Origin of the sequence: Streptomyces sp. NPDC127068 (assembly GCF_042724695.1) — a bacterium.
Taxonomy (GTDB): domain Bacteria; phylum Actinomycetota; class Actinomycetes; order Streptomycetales; family Streptomycetaceae; genus Streptomyces.
This window is the reverse complement of record NZ_JBHXEN010000025.1, coordinates 61,845-82,042: the sequence shown is the minus strand read 5'-3', so window position 1 is coordinate 82,042 and position 20,198 is coordinate 61,845. Positions and strand designations below refer to the sequence as shown.

Annotated in this window: 16 protein-coding genes, 1 tRNA gene and 1 pseudogene; 14 read left to right on the top strand and 4 right to left on the bottom strand. The window is 72.7% G+C overall.

Translation table 11 applies throughout. The features are described 5' to 3' along the window. Positions 1-72 precede the first annotated feature (72 nt). The 4 genes from ACFWIA_RS17805 to ACFWIA_RS17790 all read left to right on the top strand — a co-directional run bounded on the left by ACFWIA_RS17805 (position 73) and on the right by ACFWIA_RS17790 (position 4,531). Positions 73-951 carry a bifunctional DNA primase/polymerase gene (locus tag ACFWIA_RS17805; RefSeq protein WP_387005730.1) on the top strand — a complete coding sequence of 293 codons (879 nt, stop codon included), beginning with the start codon at positions 73-75 and terminating at the stop codon, positions 949-951. Between the two features lies 1 nt (position 952). After that, positions 953-2,431 carry an ATP-binding protein gene (locus ACFWIA_RS17800; RefSeq protein WP_387005727.1) on the top strand — a complete coding sequence of 493 codons (1,479 nt, stop codon included), beginning with the start codon at positions 953-955 and terminating at the stop codon, positions 2,429-2,431. A 452-nt stretch (positions 2,432-2,883) separates the two neighbouring features. After that, positions 2,884-3,072, top strand: a complete 189-nt coding sequence (locus ACFWIA_RS17795) for a helix-turn-helix transcriptional regulator (protein ID WP_387005724.1) — start codon at positions 2,884-2,886, stop codon at positions 3,070-3,072. Between the two features lie 61 nt (positions 3,073-3,133). Next, positions 3,134-4,531 carry a tyrosine-type recombinase/integrase gene (locus ACFWIA_RS17790; protein ID WP_387005723.1) on the top strand — a complete coding sequence of 466 codons (1,398 nt, stop codon included), beginning with the start codon at positions 3,134-3,136 and terminating at the stop codon, positions 4,529-4,531. A 143-nt stretch (positions 4,532-4,674) separates the two neighbouring features. On the opposite strand, the gene ACFWIA_RS17785 is transcribed toward ACFWIA_RS17790, so the two are convergent. Together ACFWIA_RS17785 and ACFWIA_RS17780 are read right to left on the bottom strand one after the other, a co-directional pair. Then, positions 4,675-4,761: transfer RNA gene (locus tag ACFWIA_RS17785), tRNA-Ser, on the bottom strand. Between the two features lie 43 nt (positions 4,762-4,804). Continuing rightward, positions 4,805-6,466: a S1C family serine protease gene (locus ACFWIA_RS17780; protein ID WP_387005720.1), complete on the bottom strand. Its 1,662-nt coding sequence runs from the start codon at positions 6,464-6,466 to the stop codon at positions 4,805-4,807. A 303-nt stretch (positions 6,467-6,769) separates the two neighbouring features. Between ACFWIA_RS17780 and ACFWIA_RS17775 the strand changes: the two genes are divergently transcribed. The 3 genes and pseudogenes from ACFWIA_RS17775 to ACFWIA_RS17765 all read left to right on the top strand — a co-directional run bounded on the left by ACFWIA_RS17775 (position 6,770) and on the right by ACFWIA_RS17765 (position 9,730). Further along, a complete protein-coding gene (locus ACFWIA_RS17775) occupies positions 6,770-7,618 on the top strand; it encodes a glycerophosphodiester phosphodiesterase (RefSeq protein ID WP_387005717.1) in 849 nt (282 codons plus the stop codon). Between the two features lie 209 nt (positions 7,619-7,827). Beyond that, positions 7,828-8,350, top strand: a pseudogene (locus ACFWIA_RS17770) (ATP-binding protein); the annotation flags it as partial. Between the two features lie 408 nt (positions 8,351-8,758). After that, positions 8,759-9,730, top strand: coding sequence for a DUF5926 family protein (locus tag ACFWIA_RS17765; protein WP_387005716.1), 972 nt, complete (start codon positions 8,759-8,761; stop codon positions 9,728-9,730). Positions 9,731-10,661: 931 nt separating this feature from the next. Here ACFWIA_RS17765 and ACFWIA_RS17760 read toward each other — a convergent pair. Beyond that, positions 10,662-11,324: a bifunctional DNA primase/polymerase gene (locus ACFWIA_RS17760; protein WP_387005714.1), complete on the bottom strand. Its 663-nt coding sequence runs from the start codon at positions 11,322-11,324 to the stop codon at positions 10,662-10,664. A gap of 620 nt (positions 11,325-11,944) precedes the next feature. Here ACFWIA_RS17760 and ACFWIA_RS17755 point away from each other — a divergent pair. From ACFWIA_RS17755 to ACFWIA_RS17745, 3 genes are all read left to right on the top strand, one after another. Continuing rightward, positions 11,945-13,396, top strand: coding sequence for a PP2C family protein-serine/threonine phosphatase (locus tag ACFWIA_RS17755; protein ID WP_387005711.1), 1,452 nt, complete (start codon positions 11,945-11,947; stop codon positions 13,394-13,396). A gap of 226 nt (positions 13,397-13,622) precedes the next feature. Beyond that, positions 13,623-15,161, top strand: coding sequence for an aminopeptidase P family protein (locus ACFWIA_RS17750; RefSeq protein ID WP_387005710.1), 1,539 nt, complete (start codon positions 13,623-13,625; stop codon positions 15,159-15,161). 172 nt (positions 15,162-15,333) lie between these two features. After that, positions 15,334-16,035, top strand: a complete 702-nt coding sequence (locus ACFWIA_RS17745; protein WP_387005707.1) for a hypothetical protein — start codon at positions 15,334-15,336, stop codon at positions 16,033-16,035. 31 nt (positions 16,036-16,066) lie between these two features. Here the strand turns inward: ACFWIA_RS17745 and ACFWIA_RS17740 are convergent, their stop codons facing one another. Next, the gene (locus tag ACFWIA_RS17740; protein ID WP_387005705.1) at positions 16,067-16,558 is read right to left on the bottom strand and encodes an ATP-binding protein; all 492 of its coding nucleotides are present in this window, start codon (positions 16,556-16,558) and stop codon (positions 16,067-16,069) included. A gap of 281 nt (positions 16,559-16,839) precedes the next feature. On the opposite strand from ACFWIA_RS17740, the gene ACFWIA_RS17735 reads away from it, so the two are divergent. From ACFWIA_RS17735 to ACFWIA_RS17720, 4 genes are all read left to right on the top strand, one after another. Continuing rightward, entirely contained in the window at positions 16,840-17,649 is an 810-nt protein-coding gene (locus ACFWIA_RS17735; RefSeq protein WP_387005702.1) for a hypothetical protein, read from the top strand. A 415-nt stretch (positions 17,650-18,064) separates the two neighbouring features. Further along, entirely contained in the window at positions 18,065-18,859 is a 795-nt protein-coding gene (locus ACFWIA_RS17730; RefSeq protein WP_387005699.1) for a YcnI family protein, read from the top strand. Between the two features lie 131 nt (positions 18,860-18,990). Beyond that, positions 18,991-19,650 (top strand): SCO family protein, encoded by a 660-nt coding sequence (locus ACFWIA_RS17725; RefSeq protein WP_387005696.1) that lies wholly within the window; start codon positions 18,991-18,993, stop codon positions 19,648-19,650. Further along, positions 19,647-20,186: a copper chaperone PCu(A)C gene (locus tag ACFWIA_RS17720; RefSeq protein ID WP_387005693.1), complete on the top strand. Its 540-nt coding sequence runs from the start codon at positions 19,647-19,649 to the stop codon at positions 20,184-20,186. The genes ACFWIA_RS17725 and ACFWIA_RS17720 overlap by 4 nt, the downstream gene beginning before the upstream one ends. The last annotated feature ends 12 nt before the right edge of the window (positions 20,187-20,198 follow it).

Genomic DNA, 20,198 nt, shown 5'->3' with positions numbered 1-20,198 from the left:
CGGCCCCGGTCTTTGGCGAGAAGGGGCCGCCCTCATCCACCAGTCCACAACAGATCTGTTGGAGGTCCCAGCATGACCCACCCGACTGACATTCAGCGAACCCCCGGAAGGATTCCGCCCCTACTCGTCGTCGCGTTCGACCTCGCCGCGGCCGGGGTGCCGGTGCTGCCCCTGCGGGCGGGGAAGCTCCCGTTCGGCAACTGCCCCACCTGCGCGGAGAGTGCTTGCGGGGACCGGCCGCACATGAAGGCCGGCGGGCCCTGCCAGTGCCCGCGCCCGTGCCACGGGTGGGCTGCCGCCACCACCGACCCGCGCACCCTGGCCTCCCCCGCGTGGTCGGCCGCGTGGCGGGCGGCGGGGTCTGTGGCCTATCACCCCGGGGGCGCGGACCTCACCGTGGTCGACCTCGACAGCCCCGCCGCGGTCGCCTGGGCCCGCGCTGAGCTGCCCCCGACCCGGACCGTCGCCACCACGCGGGGCGAGCACTGGGTGTACCGCGGCGCGATGCAGTCCACCAACGCCGTCCGACCCGGCGTCGACATCAAATCGCACATGTCCTACGCCCGTTGGCGCGGCCACGGAACCGGGACCACGACCGCCCTACCGGACGACGTTCGGGCGCTGGCCGTGAAGGACCCGTCTGCTCACCGCCCCGTCCCGCACACCATCGCCGTTCCCGCGGCGGTGCGGGGTGGGGTGTGCCGTCACCGCTCCCCCGCCTACCTGGAACGCGGCATCTCCATGGCGGAGCAGCACATCGCAGAGGCCCACAGCGCGATCCACAACAGCGTGTATCGGGTCTTCCTCGCCGTCCTGTCCACCCACGGCCGGTGCGGCTGCCTCACCGAAGCGCACGTCGAGCGGCTGTTCGTCGCCGCCCACGTCAAGGGCGAGTCGCCTCGGCACTGCGCGGTCGCCTGGGCCAACGCCCGCACCGCGCTGGGGCTGTGACGTGTCCGAGGACGAGAAGACACCGGCCCGCGAGATCATCACCGACTATGCGCAGCGGAACTTCCAGTACTTCCGTACCGCGGACGGGACCGTGTTCGCGCAGCGGAACGGGCATCCGGTGGCGCGGCCGATCCGGTCGCAGGGCACCTCGGGTAGCCACCGGCAGGAACTCATGGTCGGCCTCTACCGCGATGGGCTCGGCGTGTTCAACGGGAGCGCGTTGAAGGAATCCCTCGACCTCATCGAAGCGCTCGCCCTGAACGGCGAGGTCCGGCCCGTGCACATCCGCGTGGCGCCCGGCTTCGACGGGGCGACGTGGCTCGACCTCGGGCGCAGCGACGGTCAGTCCGTGCGTATCCACCCCACCGGTTGGGACGTCGTGACCCCGCGGCCGGAGGATGTGTGCTGGCGGCGCACCCAGCTCACTGGGGAACTCCCCTTGCCCGCCAAGGACACCGAGGGCAAGGGCATCGATCTGCTCTTGCGGCTGTGCAACTTCGCCACCGCCGAGACGGAGTGTCTAGCCGTCGCCTGGCTGATCGGTTGTCTGGGGCCGTCCGTTCCGGTGCCCGCTCCGTTCCTCACCGGCCCTCAGGGTGCGGGCAAGTCCACTGGTGGGCGGATGCTCGTGCGGATCATCGAGGGCATGAGCGGTGATCTGCGGCGGGCGCCGAAGGACGAGGAGAACCTGATCGCGGCCGTTGCCGCCGGGTGGGTCACCGCGCTGGACAACCTGTCCCACCTGGCGCCGGACTTGTCCGACTTGATGTGCTGCATAGTCACCGGGGCCGAGACCATCAAGCGCGCCCTCTACACCGACGGCGACGTGGTCCGCGCCCGCTACCGGCGCCCTCTCCTCCTCACCGGCATCGACGTCGGCGTCATTCGCCCCGACCTCGCTGAACGGCTGCTTCCTCTCCGTCTCGACCGGCCGGTCGTCCGGCGGACCGAGGCCGAGCTGTGGCGCGAGTTCGAGGACGTGCTTCCCGTCGTCCTCGGCTCGCTCCTCGACTTGACCGTCAAGGTGCGTGCCACCGAGGCCGACATCCCGACCGACCTGCGCATGGCTGACTTCGCCCATCTCTGTGCACAGCTCGACGCGGCGACCGGGCTCGGGGCGCTGCCCGCCTACCGGGCCAGTCTGGACGACCTCAACGACGACGTCATCGAGGGTGACCTCCTCGCGCAGACCGTGTTGAAGCACGCCGCCACCCTCGACCCTGGCGTCGAGGTGCGGATGACGTCCTCCGAGTGGCTCCACGCCCTCACCCAGCTCTACACCGGCGACGGGGACTTCCGCCCCCTGCCCAAGGGCTGGCCCACCACGGGCAAGGTCCTCTCCGACCGTCTCAAACGGCTCCAGCCCACCCTGGCCGCCCGTGGTGTCCTCGTTGACTGGGGCCGTACCAAGACCGCCCGCTACATCGCGATGGCCCGCCCCGCACTACCCGGGCCGGAGCAGCGACAGCAAGCGTTCTGACCGCGGCGCCGCATAAAAGGCATAAGCAAGAGGAGCACCCGGGGCGTGGTGCTCCTCTTGCTTGTCCCGGCGGCTTGCCGCCGCTGCACAGGTCGTGCCGCGCAGCGGCCCCTTCTTGCACGCTCTGAGGTCCGGCGCACAACGACAGAACCCCTTCCTCCTGTCCGAAGGAGAAAGACCCTGTGTCACCCGCGTCACCAGAAGTCCCCGAACGCCATCCGACCTGGGGCTTCACCGGTGACGCAGAGGGTCGAGCGCTGTGTCACCTCGCGTCACCCGCGTCACCGATGACGGAGACCACGTCACCCCGGTGACGGACACCCAGGCTCCCTACGTCACTCAAACGTGCAGGTCAGACGGCATGAGTGACGTGGATGACGCGATGACGCAGGAATCAAGACTTCGGACAGTCGCCCCACCTCCACTCGGCTTCACGTCACCGGGAGAACCACGTGGTCCAGCCCAAGATGCTCAAGCTCCGCGAAGTCCTCGAAGAGATCGACATGAGCCGCGCCGCGTTCTACCGCATGCGCGCCCGCGGCCAAGCACCCCGCCTCCGCAAGCTCCCCAACGGTCAGCTCCGCGTCCGCCGCGCCGACCTCGACGCATGGTGGGAGGCGTGCGAGCAGAACGCCGCCTGACCCCACCACACGCACGACAAGGGGGCCCGCCACCGGCGGGCCCCCTTCACATGGGAGAACGATGCTCACCTACGACGTGGAGTTCTGGGCCATCAGGGAACGGAAGGGCCGTCCGAAGCCCTTCGAGCTTCGCTGGCGCGTGGGCACCCGGGCGCACTCCAAGAGCTACAAGACCTCGACCCAGGCGGACGGACGCCGAAGCGAACTACTCGGTGCGCTGCGCGACCGCCAGCGGTTCGACGTCGAGACCGGGCTGCCGGAGCACGAGTTGGCCGCGCTCACCGAGCCGACCTGGTACGAACACGCCCTCGCCTACGTGCTGATGAAGTGGCCGCGGGCCGCCGCCAAGCACCGCGCGGGCATCGCCGAGGCCCTGGCGGTCGTCACCCCGGTTCTGGTCACCACCACCCGGGGCATCCCTGATCGCAAGGTGCTGCGGAGCGCGCTCTACGGGTGGGCGTTCCGAGCCGTCGTGACCGATGACGGCTCGGTCGTGTCCCGCTTCGCTGACCAGGAACCGCCGCAGGAGATCACCGACACCCTGGCGTGGCTGGCGCAGAACTCCATGAAGCTGTCGCAGGCCGGGAAGCCGGAGCACATGCGCGCCGCGCTCGCCGCGGTGTCCCTGAAGCTGAACGGCAAGGCCGCTGCTGACAACACCGTGAACCGCAAGGTCATGGCGCTGAGCAACTGTCTCCGCTACGCGGTCGAGAAGGGCCACTACCCCCGGAATCCTCTCCAGGGGATCGACTGGACGCCGCCCAAGACCGACGACGAGGTCGACTTCCGGTACGTTCCCGGGCCGTCCCAAGCCCGCGCGCTGATCAACGGCGTGAAGGAGCAGAGCGCCCGGGGCGAGCACCTGGCCGCGTTCTTCGGCTGCATCTACTACGCGGGGATGCGCCCGGCCGAGGTCTCCGCGCTCAAGGACTCCGATTGCGCCCTCCCCGCCAAGGACGCTCCAGACGCGTGGGGCGAGCTGCTGCTTGAGGAGAGCCGCCCGGAGGTGGGCGCCGGCTGGACGGACGACGGCACGTCGTACGAGACGCGCGGGCTGAAGCGGCGGGCCCGTCGCGCGACCCGCCCCGTACCCGTCCCGCCGGTCCTCGTGCGGATGCTGCGGGAGCACCTGGCCCGGTACGGCACTGCGCCGGACGGCCGGTTCTTCCGGGCCGCGGAGGGCGGGCGGGTCCGGTCGACGGAGTACTGCGAGCTGTGGGCCGCCGCCCGTGGGCAGGTCCTCGGGCCGAAGGACGCGAGGACGCCCCTGGCCGAGGTTCCCTACTCGCTGCGGCACGCGGGCGTCTCCCTGTGGATCAAAGCCGGGGTGGACCCGGTGGAGGTCGCCCGCAGGGCGGGGCACAGCGTCGCCGTGCTGTTCCGCTTCTACGCCAAGATCCTGCGCGGGGGCCAGGAGCACGCGAACCGCCTGATCGGCGCCCAGTTGGACGGGGAGTAGGCCCCGAATCCTGGCCCGTCCCTGGCCCGCACGCACTGGTCAAACCGGGGATACGGGCGATCCGGGGTGAGACACCCCGGCACGCGGAAGGGGTGCCCCGATCTCGGGGCACCCCTTCCGACCTGCTACTTCGTTGAGCTCTGCGGAGACGGTGGGATTTGAACCCACGGTGACATCGCTGCCACGACGGTTTTCAAGACCGTTCCCTTCGGCCGCTCGGGCACGTCTCCCCGCGCCGCCCGACCGGAACGGCGCGGGGACAAGAATAACGGGTCAGCTGCTGTCGCCCTCGCGTTCGCCCAGGACCAGGTCGACCGTGCGCTCCTTGCCGTCGCGCTCGTAGGTGATTTTGACGCTGTCACCCGGCTTGTGGGTCCAGATCTCACCGATCAGGGTGGGTCCGCTGTCGATCACCGTGTCGTTGAGCTTGGTGATGACGTCACCGGACTGGAGGCCCGCCTTGGCCGCCGGGCCGCCCGGGGTGACGGAGTCCGAACCACCGGCGCCCTCCTGCGTGATGGTGGCGCCGTCGCCGTTCTCCTCCAGGGAGACCGACGCGCCGATGACCGCGTACACGGGCTTGCCGGTCTTGATGAGCGTCTGGGCGACCGTCGTGGCCTGGTTGATGGGGATGGCGAAGCCGAGGCCGATGGAGCCCGCCTGGCCCGCGCCGCCCATGCCGCTGCCCGCGGACTGGATGGCCGAGTTGACGCCGATGACGGCACCCCGCGCGTCCAGCAGCGGACCGCCCGAGTTGCCGGGGTTGATCGAGGCGTCGGTCTGGAGGGCGCTCATGTACGACGCCTTGCCGCTGCTGCCGCCGTCGCTGGAGGCGACGGGACGGTCCTTGGCGCTGACGATGCCCGTGGTGACCGTGTTGGACAGGCCGAACGGGGCACCGATGGCGATGGTGGAGTCCCCGACGGCGACCTTGTCGGAGTTGCCGAGGCGCAGCGGCTTCAGGTCGCCGGGGGCGTTCTTCAGCTTCAGGACCGCGACGTCGTACCCCTGGGCGCGGCCGATCACCTCGGCCGCGTACTTCTTCCCGTTGGAGAAGGTCGCGGACAGTTCGCCGCTGTCGGCCGCCGACGCCACCACGTGGTTGTTGGTGAGGATGTGGCCCTCGCGGTCGTAGATGAAGCCCGTGCCGGTGCCGCCCTCGCCGTCGCCGCCCTTGGCGTCGATCGTGACGACACTGGGCAGCGCGGCGGCGGCGATGCCGGCGACCGAGCCGGGCTCGCGCTTCAGGTCGGCCGGGCTGTCGGAGGCGGCGACCGTGGTCGAACCGGGGGAGTCGTCGTTGTTCTTCGCGACCTGGTAGCCGACGCCTCCGCCGAGGGCGCTCGCGACGAGCGCGGCGGCGGCGATGGCCACGACGAGACCGCCGCGGCGGCGTCCGGCCGGCTTGGCCCCCGGAGCGTCCGCGGGGTGACCGGCGGGGTGGGCCTCGGGATACGAGGAGCCCCAGCCCGTCCCGCCGTCGTTCCCGGCGTAGGCGGGCACCGTGGGCGGCGGCCAGTCCCCGACGGGCGCACCGGACGGCGCCGGGTACGCCGCGGCCGGCGGCTGCGGCGGCGGGTAGGAGGCGTACGGGGGCGCAGCGGGCTGCTCGGGGGCGCCCCCGGCGTGGGTTCCCGGGGCACCGGTGGTGGGCAGCGTCGCGGTCTGCTGCTCCGGCGCCTCCTGGTAGATGCCGTGGGTGCCGTCCTGGTGCGGATGGACCGCGGGGGCGGCGCCCGGCGGAGGCGGCGTCGCGCTACCCCCGGCCGCGCTACCAGCCGTGCTGCCTCCGGCCGCGCCACCCCCGACCGGGCCGGCACCAGCGGGGGGAGCCGCTTCGGCGGGAGCCGGGGGGTGAGTCGCGGGAGCGTCCACCGGCACGGGAGGTGCGGACGGCGCCGGGGGTGCCGGGGTGCCCTCGTTCTCGGTGCTCACAGCTTTCTCTCCTCGGTCCACGACTCGGTCGACGGTTCGTCGGTCACGCCTTGACGTCCTTGCTCCACTGTCCTGATCCGCTGACGGTCACGCCGCGTTCCGTCCACGGCCGTCACCGGTCCGCGGCGGACGTGGTGCCCCGTAGCCTTTCCCATGGGGCGTCAGGGCACCATAAGCCGATCCTGTGCGTACGATGACATTCTTTATGCCGGACATCTTGGACACGTTCACGGAAGGTCCCCCGGCCGGGCGAGACCCACGCCCGCGCGCCCTTCCCGCGGCCCCGGATGGCACGATGACGCGGTGACCCACGCAGACCGGCATCCGACCCGCCCCGTCCAGGTGGTGGCCCACCGGGGCGCCTCCGAGGACGAGCCGGAACACACCCTGGCCGCCTACCGGAAAGCCATCGAGGACGGCGCCGACGCCCTGGAGTGCGACGTGCGGCTCACCGCCGACGGCCACCTCGTCTGCGTCCACGACCGTCGCGTCAACCGTACGTCGAACGGCCGCGGAGCGGTGTCGGCACTCGAACTCGCCGACCTCGCCGCCCTCGACTTCGGCTCCTGGAAGCGGCGCTCGGCGGGGCGGGAGGGCCCCGGCTGGGAGGAGAGCCCCGACTGGGAGAGCAGCCCGGAGCGGGCGGACACCTCGGTGCTCACCCTGGAACGGCTCCTGGAACTGGTCGCCGACGCGGACCGGCCGGTCGAGCTGGCCATCGAGACCAAGCACCCCACCCGCTGGGCCGGGCAGGTCGAGGAGCGCCTCCTCGACCAGCTCCGGCGCTTCGGGCTCGCCGCCCCACGCTCGGCGGCGGAGTCCCCGGTGCGGATCATGAGCTTCTCGGCCCGCTCGCTGCACCGGGTGCGGGCCGCGGCTCCCGAGCTCCCCACCGTGCACCTGACGCAGTTCCTGACCCCCCGGCTGCGCGAGGGACGGCTCCCCCGGGACGTGCGGATCGCGGGCCCCTCGATCCGGCTGGTGCGCAACCACCCGGGGCACGTGGCGAAGCTCCGGCAGGCCGGCCACCAAGTGCACGTGTGGACCGTGAACGAACCCGCGGACGTCGACCTCTGCATGCGCCTCGGCGTCGACGCGATCATCACCAACCGGCCGGCGCAGGTGCTCGCCCGACTCGGCCGGACCCCGTAGCCCAGCCGGACCGACCGCACCGGACCGCACCACACCCGCGTCCTGATCATGGCCGGAAACCGACCCGGGAGGCGACCCCGAGCGGAGCCGGACGGGGGGCTCGACGGGCACCGGACGGCCGCGGTGCGGGAGCCTCCGGCGACCGACCGGAGGGGACGTCGATTACGGGGAGTGCGCTGGCGCGTTCGCTGCGTATCGAGGGGCCGCGAGTGCGACACCCGGGTCCGGCGGGCCGGTTTCCGGTCCAGTCCAATGGGGCATCCACACGATGGCGTGGGGCGAAGGAGGTCTCGGGGGTGGCGTTGGTGGTGACACAGGAGGTACCCACGTCGTCGAGCATGGCCGTGCCCCATGGCCCTGCGGGCGTAGGGGAAGCCAGGCGCCGGATGCAGGCGCAGCTGCGGGGCGGCGGAGTTCCGGAAGCGGTCGTCGACGACGCGGTGTTGATCCTTTCCGAACTGCTGAGCAACGCGTGCCGACACGGCCGTCCGCTCGGTGACGCGCTCGCCGGCGACGGCGACGTCAGAGCGGCATGGCGCACGGACGCGTCGGGCCGGCTGACGGTGGAGGTGACGGACGGCGGCGGTCCGACCCGACCGGTCCCGTCGACGCCCTCGGTCACCGCGCACGGCGGTCGCGGGCTGAACATCATCGGCGCGCTCGCCGACGACTGGGGCGTCCGCGACAACGACCGCGGCGAAGTGACCGTGTGGGTGGTGGTGCGGGACGACTCCCGTACGGACTCCCGTAGCGACTCCGGCTCCGGTACCGATTCCCGTGCCGACTCGCGTGCAGCGGATGTTCACGGCGATTTCGCTACGCGCGTCACATCACTCCAGGACACGGGCCCGTCGCTACGGGACACGGGCGCCACACCGCTCAGGGACGCGGGCGCCACACCGCTACGGGAAACGGCCGCTCCGGAGCGGGAGTTCGGCGATTCCCGCGCACCCGACACGTTCGCCCCCGACGGATTCGCCCCTGCCCCGTTCGACGCCGACGCATTCGACGCCGACACGTTCGGCCACTACGACTGACGGCGTCCGTCGACGCACCCCACCGGCGCGGGGCGGGCGCTGTCGGCGGGAGCGGATAGGCTCGCGGAGTTACGAGACGAGCCGTGATCGGGAGACAGGCACGATGGCCAAGAAGCGCCCCCAGACGAAGGCCACACCGCGCTCCGCCAGCGCCGACGACCGGGAGATCCCCGTGGTCGGAGCCCGCGAGCCCTGCCCCTGCGGATCGGGGCGGCGCTACAAGGCGTGCCACGGCCGCGCGGCCTCCCACGCGGCGACCGAGCTGGTCCAGCGCCCCTTCGAGGGGTTGCCCGGCGAGGGCGACTGGGTGGCGCTGCGCGAGCTGGTCCCCGCGGCGACGGTCGCCCTGACGCTCAAGGGCGGGCTGCCCGAGGGCGTGCCGTCGGTGACGCTGGCGACGGTCCTGCCGATGGCCTGGCCGGCGCTGCGCCGCGACGACGGCTCGGTGCTGCTGGGCGTGCAGAACGACACCTCGTCCGGCGACATCAGCCGGGACCTCGCCGACACCTTGCAGCGCGCCCTCGTGGCCGAGCCGGGCACCCCGGTGCAGGGCCGCCGGGCGCCGGCGGACAGACCGCGCCTCCAGGACCTGATCGAGCCCGACAGCGCCTTCGAGCCGGCCGTGCACCCGGGCTTCGAGTTCTGGGTCCCGGACGCGGAGAACGCCGCGCCGGACGTCACCGCCTCCCTGGAACGCGCCAACGAGGCGGCCATCCCGACGGTCAAGCTCGCCGGTGTGGACGCCGCGTACTGGTGCGAGACCCCGGAGAAGAACCACCTGCGCTGGGTCATGCCGTACCCCGAGGAGCAGCTGCTGGACGCGCTGGCCCGGCTGCACGCCGCCGGCGTCTCCTCGCTGGGCGAGGGCACCCGGCTGGTCGGTTCCTTCCGGGCGCACGGTCTGACGGTCCCGGTGTGGGACCTGCCGACGGGCGTCACCGCCGAGGACGTCGAGAAGCCGGCGGCCGGGTTCGCGGAGCGACTGGTGTCCGCCCTCGCCGTCGACGCGCCGTTGACCCCGGACGAGCGGCGGGCCCGCGGCGGTCTCACCAACCGTCAGGTCACCCTGAGCTGATCCGCCCGGACGGAGGCGGTGCGTCGGACCGGTGGCCACACCCCCGGCCCGACGCACCGCGATGTCCCGCCCGGGCCCTCGTGCACCGCACGCCCCCGTACGACGGGTAGGACGCCCCCGGTACGACACGCGCCCGACACACGGCCCCGCACCCGTACCCGCGGACACCCGCACCCCCCGTACGGACGTACTCGCACGGGCACGCGTACGCACACCGCGGCGAACGATCCGCTGCCGTACGTGAAGGGTGCGTCACTGACCGACCGGTCAGCACGCGGAACGGGTGACTCCTGTCACAACTACCCGCGCCCACGCGCAAATCGCTGGCCAAATAGGCGGCATCGAATTTGCTAACCGCCGATCTCTTGTTACGGTTCGGATAGCCCGGTTGCTGGTGCATCCCCCGTCGCCAGCAACCGGGCGCTTCCATGTCCGGGCCCGCGTGCCGCGTCCGCCGGCCGGCACCCGTCCCCTCATCAGCGCTTTCAACTCCCCCACCGATCTACGGAGTTGTCGTGCCCCTGACTGGAGGGGGCTCGCGCACCACAGCGCCGGGCCGCGCCCCGCGGCGGCCACCGAGCGGCTTCCCGTCCCGCGGGGCCCACCCCGCAGGGGCGCGGCGCGCCCGGCCGTCCGCGCGGGGCCCGTCCCCTCCCGTACCGCTCCGTGTCCGCCCGGGCGATCCCCGGGCCGACCCACCCTCGTCAACCGGCCATATCAACGGAGTCCGAAGCACCCGAAGTTCCCGGCACCACCCCCGACCGGCGGCCCCCATCCGACCGGGGGCGCCGTACGACCAGGGCGCCGTACGACCGGGTGCCGGAGCCACGGGCCCGGACCGTGCGCAGCCAAGACGGCGGCGGCCCCGGGTCAGCCACCCCGGGACCGCCGCGCAGTCCGTCCGCACTCCCCGCACCAGAGGCGACGGGTCCTAGAGTTCCGGCGCGTTCACCTCCGCACGGATGAGGGCGTCCACGACCCCGTCCACCACGGCCTCCACGTCCGGCACCCAGGGCCGCGCCGAACCGGGCAGCGGCGCCCGCTCCCACCGGACCTGACCCACGCCGGTCCCCGAGGGCGGCAGGGCGAGGTAGCCGCCCTCACCGTGGAACCGGAGCGAGCCCGGGACGTGGTCCTTCGCGTAGAGCAACTCGCCCAGCCGCTCGAAGGAGTACGGGGCGACGAGCAGTGCCCAGCGCTCCGGGGTCGCGATCACGGGGCCCAGGCGGATGCCCGCCCGGTCGAGCGCGGTGAGGGCGCGGGCCGCCGGGAGGGCGGGCAGACTGACGGCGCAGGGCGCCGCGCCGCCCGTGGCCAGGATGACGGGCGCCTGCGGACGGTTGGACCACCACCAGCGCACCATCCGCTCGTCCGTGGTGGCCGCGAGCAGCCCGGGCTCGAAGGGGTGCGCCCCGGGCACCCCGCAGTCCGGGTCGGGGCAGGAACAGCCGGCACCGCGCGGCCGAGTCCCCACCCCCGGGAGTACGGGCCACTGCCAGAGCGTCGCGAAGGTCAGTGCCGCACCGATGACCTCGGGCCGCCCGTCATTGCGCCTGGACAGGAGCCCGCGTCGCCTTCCGAGGATCTCGCGCATGAGCGCTCGTTCCTTTCCTTGAACGCCGAAGACCACATCACAGCATGTGTCGATCAGTTGATCAGTTAACCGTGCATACGAAACGGCTGTTCGCCGTGCGTGCGTGCTGGCGCGTCACCACCCCTGCCTCAGGCACGGGGAGCCCCGAAGGGTCGATCCTTTGGGTGCGGCCGTTGCGCTGCCGCGTCTGGTTAGAGCATGGCCGTGGCATGGGGTGGCGGCGTCGGTCTCGTGCCGTCACGCGTCGTACTCGCTACCGGTGCCACGGACGATGGGGCACGGTCACTGCTGGTGATGACGCCCGGTTCCGTCGCCAGGTTCCACGACCGCGGTGTTCTGCACCGGGTCACTCCTGGCCTTCACCGATTACGTACCCATCAAGACCGCCATGACGCTCCGTCGAACAATGCCAGTCGACCGCAATGAGCCGTTCCCATGGGCAGTTTTTTGCCAACTTGCGATGTTGCCGAAAACCCCACGGACACCAGGGATCCCAGCAGGACAATGCTGGACATCCCCTCTCCACTCCGTGTAGATGTGGAGACATTGTCGGCACCGCGGAATGACAGGGGGTTTGCGATGCTATTCAGCATTACGCACCGGCCCGGGAGTCGGACACCATGACAACCCCCCCTCCACCGAAAGTGGCCGGAATCGATTCTGCGGTTCCCGCCCCCGCGCACACTGTCACGCCCGTCGCTCCCGCCTCGTCCCCCGCGGACCCGGAAGCCGGTTCCCCCGGGGACGAGCCGGCCGGCGGCGCCCCCGGAAGCGGGCTCGACGGGACCCCGCCCCCGCCCGCCGGAACGGTCCTCCAGGACCGGTTGGCCGGATGGGTCTCCGACCTCACGACCCTGCACGAGCTGACCGAGCGCCTGACGCGTCGGGCGACGGTCGAGGAGGCGCTGCACGAGGTGCTGCGCGCCGGCGCGGCCCTCGTGGGCGCCCGGCGCGGGCTGGTCGTCCTCGAACCGGCTGACGGATTCGGGCCGGACACCACGGTCGGGCTGGGCCTGGCACGGGCGGACATCGGCCATATCGAGACAGTTCCGCGCAGCTCGACGTCGTACGGCCGACTCCTGGACGCACCGGCGGCGGACCACGAGATCGCCCACCCCGACCTGCTGCGCGACGACGCCGTCGACCCGCGCCACCGCGAGGTCGCCGCCCGACTCGGCTACGCGGCCAGTTACGCACTGCCACTGACGGCGGACGGAACCGGCCGGCTCGGGGCGGCCGTGTGGCTGTACGACGAACCCGCCGAACCGACGGAGCGCCAGCGCCACCTGGTCGGCCTCTACACCCGGCACGCCGGCGAGCACCTGGCCCGGCTCCTCGATCTGGAGCGGGCCCGCACCGCCGCCTCGGCGCTCACCGCGGAGCTGTTGCCGAAGCGGTTGGCCCGGGTGCCCGGGGTGCAGTTGGCCGTGCGCCACCACAGCGGTCAGCGCGGGGGCGGCGACTGGTTCGACGCCCTGCCGCTGCCGGAGGGCGCGCTCGGGCTGTCGGTCGGTTCGGTCACCGGGTCGGGGCCGAGCTCGGTCGCCGCGATGGGCCGGCTGCGGGCCTCGCTGCGGGCGTACGCGGTGATGGAGGGCGAGGACCCGGTGGCGGTCCTGTCCGACCTGGAGCTGCTGCTGCGGCTGACCGAACCGGCGCGCGGCGCCACGGCGCTGTTCGCGTACTGCGAACCCGCCCTGCGCAAGGTCACGTTGGCCGGGGCCGGGCACTGTCCGCCGCTGATCGTCGGCGAGCGGCGCACCGAGTACGTGGAGACCTCGCTGTCGGCGCCGTTGGGGATGCTGGCGTGCTGGGAGGCCCCGAGCGTGGAGCTGCGCCCCGAGCCAGGAGAAACGGTGCTGCTGTTCACCGACGGGCTGCTCCAGCGCACCGGGGACCCGATGGACCGGGCCTTCGCCCGGCTGCACTCGGCGGCGGCCGGCGTGCCCGCGCGGCTCCGGGACGACCCCGAGGCGATCCTGGACCACGTGGTGCGGGCGATGGCGCCGCAGGGTCTTGAGGACCCGGACAGCGACGAGGACGTGGTGCTGCTGGCGGCCCGGTTCCGCTGAGCCGCAGCCGCCGGTTCGGGGGTCGCGTCCGGGCCACCCCCCGTGCGGGGGTGCCCCGGACGCGGCGCCGCCGGGACGGGAGCGCGGTCCGCGATCACCGAACGCGAGCCGTCGACCGCTCACCGTGTACATGGCAGATACATGAGCCATGACTTCCGGCCATGGACCCCCTTCCGCACGACCGTACGATGGAGGGGGTCCAAAGCCGCATCCAAGGAGGAAGACCGTGTCGGAGGAGCTCAATCCGGAGAACCCGGAGGCCCCGGAGACCGCTGAAACGCTCGCGAACCCGGAGAACCCGGAAGAGCAGGGCATCACGGGCGCTCCGGAGGGCACCGAGGAAGGGGAGCCGATCCAGCAGCGCAAGAACGGCCTCTACCCCGGCGTGTCCGATGAACTGGCCGAAAACATGCGGTCGGGCTGGGCGGACACGGAACGACAGGATCTCGCCCCGATCCCGCAGGCGTCCGAGACGGCCGCCCGCCGGGCCGCCCTGTCCGCACGCTTCCCCGGTGAACGCCTCGTCATTCCCGCGGGCAACCTGAAGACCCGCTCGAACGACACCGAGTACCCGTTCCGCTCCTCGGTGGAGTACGCCTACCTCACCGGCAACCAGACCGAGGACGGCGTCCTCGTACTGGAGCCGACCGACACCGGGCACGACGCCACGATCTACCTGCTGCCCCGCTCCGACCGGGAGAACGGCGAGTTCTGGCTCGACGGCCAGGGCGAGCTGTGGGTGGGCCGCCGCGACTCGCTCACCGAGGCCACGCAGCTGTACGGCGTCCCCGCGTCCGACGTCCGCAAGCTGCCCGACGCGCTGCGCGCGGCGAGCGGCCCGGTCCGGGTGGTCCGCGGCTACGACCGGGGCGTCGAGGCGGCCCTCACCGACAAGGTGACCGGCGAGCGCGACGAGGAACTGCGGGTCTTCCTCTCCGAGGCCCGGCTGGTCAAGGACTCCTTCGAGGTCGGCGAACTCCAGAAGGCGGTCGACTCGACCCTGCGGGGCTTCGAGGACGTCGTCAAGGTGCTCGACCGGGCCCAGGCCACCAGCGAGCGCTACATCGAAGGGACCTTCTTCCTGCGGGCCCGTGTCGAGGGCAACGACATCGGCTACGGCTCGATCTGCGCCTCCGGCGCCCACGCCACCACCCTGCACTGGGTCCGCAACGACGGCCCCGTCCGGGCCGGCGACCTGCTGCTGCTGGACGCGGGGGTCGAGACCCACACCCTCTACACCGCCGACATCACCCGCACCCTGCCGGTCGACGGAACCTTCAGCGAGCTCCAGAAGAAGATCTACGACGCGGTGTACGACGCCCAGGAGGCCGGGATCGCCGCGGTGCGGCCGGGCGCCAAGTACCGCGAGTTCCACGACGCCGCCCAGCGCGTCCTCGCCGAGCGGCTGGTCGAGTGGGGGCTCGTCGAGGGCCCGGTGGAGCGGGTGCTCGAACTGGGCCTCCAGCGCCGCTGGACGCTGCACGGCACCGGCCACATGCTCGGCATGGACGTGCACGACTGCGCCGCCGCCCGCACCGAGACGTACGTCGGGGGCACCCTGGAGCCGGGCATGTGCCTGACGGTGGAGCCGGGCCTGTACTTCCAGGCCGACGACCTCACCGTGCCCGAGGAGTACCGGGGCATCGGCGTCCGGATCGAGGACGACATCCTCGTCACCGAGGACGGCAACGTGAACCTGTCCGCCGCCCTGCCGCGCCGCTCCGACGAGATCGAGCTGTGGATGGCGAAGCTCCAACAGGGCTGACCCCCTCGCCCCCGGCCCCCGACCCGTCCGCCCCGCACCCGGTCACCTCCGGGTGCGGGGCGGCAGTCGCTACCCTGACGGGCCACGGGCACCCGCGGGGGAACGCGAACGGGGCTCACCACCGGGGCCGGACCCACCTCCGCGGCCGTGCCCCGCGTCCGGGAGACGGCCGATGATCGAGCTGACCGACCCGCAACTCGTCGAACAGGACCTGGTCCTGACCCCCGCGGACGCCCTGCGGGACGTCCCCGCCGAGGGCGACCCCGTGGACCCGCCGCTCGCCGGACGGGTCCGGCTCGGCGGACCGCACGCACTCCGGCTGACGCCCGACGAACTCGCCGCCGACCCCGCCCTGGCCCGCTACGCCGAGGACCGGGCCGCCCTGTACGACCACTACCTGGTCCGGCTGTCGCTCACCTTCGCGCCCGAACCCCGTAGCCCCCGGCTGGAGTTCGCGCACGTCGGCCTGAGCCTGTCGTCCACCGCGTTCGCCCCGCAGCCCGTCGCCCACTCGATGGACCCGGTGCGGCTCACCGACGCGGTGCAGGTCCAACGGGTGCGCCGGATCGGCCCGCAACTCTCCCTGCTCGGCGCCGACGCGTCGCTCGGCGAGGTGGGCCGCACCGTCACGTTCACCCGCAACCGGCCCCTCGTCCAGGCCCTGGACCTCGGAGGCTCCGCACCGGCCTGGGAGTTCCGGCGCACCGAGGCGACGGAACTCACCGGCAGTTACCCGCTGAGCCTGGTCGTCCGGTCGGGGGCCGGCGCCGTGACCGAACTGGGCTGCACGGTCACCGCCGGAGTGAAGGCGCCCCTGCTACGGCGCTACCACCGCGTACTGCCCGACCCGCTGCGGCTGCACACGGTGCTGTAGGACCCCACGGCCCCCGAGGTGCCGCGCGGGGTCAGGCGATCGCCAGCGGGGCGGCGTCCGCGCGCCACTTGAGGGCCTTGTCGAAGCTGACGACCGCGCCCCCGCGGCCCGGCCGGTTGGTGAAGTGGACGTCGTCGGCCAACTCCCGGATGAGCAACAGCCCCCGCCCGTGCTCGGCCTCGTCCCCGGCGGACCCGCCCACCGCGGCGACGGGGTGCCCGGCGGACACGGGACGGGGTCCGCGCCGGTGCGCCGGGAAACCGGGGCCCGAGTCGGCGACCTCGATCCGGCACATCTCCCCGTCCAGGTAGGCCGAGACCCGGTACGCGCCCGGCGGGCCACCGGGATGCGGAGCGCCCCCGTGCTCCACCGCGTTGGCGCACGCCTCGCTGAGGGCGACCGACACCTCGTAGCAGACCTCCGGGTCCACCCCCGCCGTCTCCATCGTCCGCTGGAGCAGACGTCGGGCCAGCGGGACACTCGCCGCGTCGCACCGCAAGTGGACAGACCACGAGATGCTCATGCTCCGGGCTCCCGGCTGCGGTTCGACATACCGTTACGTATTGCCATCGGGGAGTGACCGCAATCGCCGCGCCGACGTGATGCCGCCCATACGGCCGACGCGCCGGGCCGGACGCCCGTGCACCAGGCGTCACCAGCGGATACCGCGGCCCCTTCGGCACCCGCCCGGCGGCCACCGGCCCGTCGGCCGTACGGCGGCGGGGGCGCCCGTCCCCGGGTCGGACCGCCGTGCACCGACCTGCCGCACCGCGCTCCGCGGCCCAGTGCGATGATGACCCGGCCATGACTACCCCCCACCCGTGCGAGGAACGCGCCGGGAGAGACCTCCGGCTGCTGCGGGCCGCGGTGTTCGCCGCGGTCTGCGTCGTGCTGTCCGCAGCCGGTCATGTGCTCGCCTCGTACCAGACCGTTCCGCTGTGGACGGTGCTCGCGGGGTTCCTCGGGGTGTTCGTGGTGGCCGTACCGCTCGCCGGACGGGCCCGTTCACTGGCCGGGATCGCCGCACTGCTCGGCATCGGTCAGCTCGTCCTGCACGCCGTCTTCGGCATCGGCCAACACACCGGGGCGGGCACCGCGACCGCGGCGTCGTCCGATTCCTGGCTGATCGCCCAGGCCGCCCAACTCGTCTGCGGGGCCGGCGCCTCGGCCATCGACCCGGTGCAGGCCCAGCGCATCCTCGACGCGTCCGCGGCCCTCCCCGGTACGGCCCTCGGCCAGGGGCAGCACTCCCTGGACGCGGCCGGGTCCGCCGGGCTCTGGGCCCTGTTGCCCACCCTGCCGATGCTCCTCGGGCACGTCCTGTCGGCCGCCGCGGCCGGCTGGCTGCTGCGGCGGGGCGACCTCGCACTGGTCCGGCTCGTCCGGCTCTCCGTGCAGGGCGTCGCCGAAGGCGCGCTGATCCGTGCGCTGCGCGCCGCCCTCGCCTTCGTCCGGGCCCAGCTCGCGGGGCTCACCGGGGCGCCGACGAACGGCCCCCGGACCACGGTCGTCGACCGGTCCCGCGTGCCCTGCCCCCGGACCGGGCCGCTGCACCACACGGTGATCCGGCGGGGACCGCCGTTCACCGTGGCCTTCGGCGCCTCTCCCGCGTAGCCGCGCTCACCGGCGGCTCCCGGGCACCGCGCTGACCGTCGCCGAACGGCAACGGACGCCGATCCCGGCACCGACCCGTTCCCCCGCACCGACCCGACCCCGACACGTCCACCGCGCCGCGCTCCGCCGCGCGGGCCCACGCCGTGTCGGCGCGCCGGCGCCCGCCCGCACCCGCACGCCCCGCGTGCCGCGGACGGACGCCACCGCGCCCGCGTCCCCACCGGATGCGTTCCCGGGTCCCGGTGCGTCGGGCGCGACCCGGTGCCGACCGATCCGCGGTCGCGTGCCACCCCCACGCGCCCTCCCGCGTCTTCCCGGGCGGGCCCGATGGCACGGCCGCCGTTCTCCCTGCCAGTCCCCACGCCCGTACCACCGAACCGCCGTGGACCGCCACGGCAACTGGAGTGCTTCCGCGATGAAGAAGTCCCGTGTGCTGCTGACCGCCGCCACCTCCGCGACCGCCGTGTTCGTGCTGTCGTCGCCCGCGTTCGCGCACGTCACCGTGCAGCCCGACGGCGAGGCCGCCAAGGGTGGCTACGCGACGATCGGCTTCAAGGTGCCGAACGAGCGCGACGACGCCGCGACCACCAAGCTGGAGGTCACCTTCCCGACCGAGCACCCCCTGGCCTCCGTGCTGCCGCAGCCCGTGCCCGGCTGGAAGGCCAAGGTCACCAAGAGCAAGCTCGACAAGCCGATCGAGGTCCACGGCAACAAGATCACCGAGGCCGTCACCAAGGTCACCTGGACCGCCGAGGGCAAGGGCGTCGAGCCGGGCTTCTTCCAGCGCTTCCCGGTCTCCGTGGGCCAGCTGCCCGAGAACAGTGACCAGTTGGTCTTCAAGGCCCTCCAGACCTACTCCAACAAGGAGGTCGTCCGCTGGATCGAGGCGCCCGTCGAGGGCGGCGAGGAGCCGCAGTACCCGGCGCCCGTGCTGGCCCTGAGCGCCGCCGAGGAAGGCCACCACGGCGGCACCGGCGGGGACGCCAAGGACGCCGAAGGCTCCGAGGAGAAGGAGGCCGAGGCCGAGAAGGGCGAGAAGGACGCCGGCCACGGCCACGAGGACGGGGCGAAGGACGAGGCGTCCTCGTCCCACGACAGCGACACCACGGCCCGGGTGCTCGGCATCGCCGGCATCGCCGTCGGCGCGGCCGGCGTGGCCTTCGGCGTGCTCGCCGGCCGCCGGGCGGCCGGCAGCGGCACCAAGAGCTGACCTCCGCCCACCCGTCGCGGGCCGGCGCCACCGTGCCGGCCCGCACCCCGACGCCCGGGGCGACACGGGCCCGTCGGCCGGACGACCGGTCCGACCGACGGCCGCCTGTCGCCCTTCTGGAGAATTGCCCCATGCGTACCAAGACCCTCATCGCCTCCGCCCTGACCCTCACCGCCGCCCTGACCCTCACCGCGTGCGGCAGCGGTGACGGCGACTCCGACGCCGCCGTCACCGACAAGGTGGCCGTCGAGACGAAGCGCCAGGCCGGCACCGTCCTCGACTCGCCCTTCACCAAGCCCGACCTCGTCCTCACCGACACCCACGGGAAGTCCTTCGACCTGCGGGCGAAGACCCAGGGCAAGCCGACGCTGATCTACTTCGGCTACACCAACTGCCCCGACGTCTGCCCGCTGACCATGGGCAACCTCGCCCAGGCCAAGAAGCAGCTCCCGAAGGCCGACCAGGACGAACTCCAGGTCGTCCTGGTGACCACCGACCCCGAGCGGGACACCCCGGCCTCCCTCGGCAAGTGGCTCAAGGCCCAGGACCCCGCCTTCACCGGACTGACCGGCGACTTCGACACCATCCAGGCCGGGGCCCGCCAGCTCGGCATCGCCATCGAACCGCCGAAGAAGAACGCCAAGGGCAAGGTCGAGTCGATGCACGGCAAGCAGGTCGTCGCCTTCTCGCCGAAGACCGACAAGGGGTACGTCCTCTACAACGGCGAAACCACCACCATCGACGAGTACGCCAAGGACCTGCCGAAGCTGATCAAGGGTGAGGCCCCGTGACCCGCCCCGCCATCCGTCTCACGGTCCGCCGCGCGGTCCGCCCCGTGCGGGCGACGGCCCTGGCCGCGGCCCTCACCACCGGGCTGCTCCTCACCGGCTGCGGCGGCGACACCGCCGACGAGGGCGAGCCGCAGCTGTCCGTGGAGGGCGCGTACATACCCGCACCCCCCACCGCCGACCTCGCCTCCGGGTACTTCGTGGTCAGCAACTCCGGCGGCGCCGACCGGCTCACCTCGGTCACCACCGACCTCGCCGAGACGGTCACCCTGCACAGCACCGACAACGGCCGGATGAAGGAGAAGCCCTCCTTCACCGTGCCGGCCGACGGCACGCTGGAGTTCGCCCGCGGCGGCAACCACCTCATGTTCGAGGAACTGACCCGCAAGCCCGAGCAGGGCGACCGGGTCACGCTGAAGCTGCGTTTCGAGAAGGCGGGGGTCATCACCCTGGAGGTGCCCGTCCGCGAGGCCACGTACAACCCGGCGAACGGGAAGTCCGCGCCGTCGTCGCACCCGTCCGACGCTGACCACCACTGAGGGAAGGCCCGC

Bases quoted from the DNA above. Each gene is read 5' to 3' on its own strand.
- ACFWIA_RS17755 (WP_387005711.1), top strand. From the start codon at position 11,945: ATGACAACCCCCCCTCCACCGAAAGTGGCCGGAATCGATTCTGCGGTT.
- ACFWIA_RS17760 (WP_387005714.1), bottom strand. From the start codon at position 11,324: ATGCGCGAGATCCTCGGAAGGCGACGCGGGCTCCTGTCCAGGCGCAAT.
- ACFWIA_RS17730 (WP_387005699.1), top strand. From the start codon at position 18,065: ATGAAGAAGTCCCGTGTGCTGCTGACCGCCGCCACCTCCGCGACCGCC.
- ACFWIA_RS17735 (WP_387005702.1), top strand. From the start codon at position 16,840: ATGACTACCCCCCACCCGTGCGAGGAACGCGCCGGGAGAGACCTCCGG.
- ACFWIA_RS17740 (WP_387005705.1), bottom strand. From the start codon at position 16,558: ATGAGCATCTCGTGGTCTGTCCACTTGCGGTGCGACGCGGCGAGTGTC.
- ACFWIA_RS17745 (WP_387005707.1), top strand. From the start codon at position 15,334: ATGATCGAGCTGACCGACCCGCAACTCGTCGAACAGGACCTGGTCCTG.
- ACFWIA_RS17725 (WP_387005696.1), top strand. From the start codon at position 18,991: ATGCGTACCAAGACCCTCATCGCCTCCGCCCTGACCCTCACCGCCGCC.
- ACFWIA_RS17790 (WP_387005723.1), top strand. From the start codon at position 3,134: ATGCTCACCTACGACGTGGAGTTCTGGGCCATCAGGGAACGGAAGGGC.
- ACFWIA_RS17765 (WP_387005716.1), top strand. From the start codon at position 8,759: ATGGCCAAGAAGCGCCCCCAGACGAAGGCCACACCGCGCTCCGCCAGC.
- ACFWIA_RS17805 (WP_387005730.1), top strand. From the start codon at position 73: ATGACCCACCCGACTGACATTCAGCGAACCCCCGGAAGGATTCCGCCC.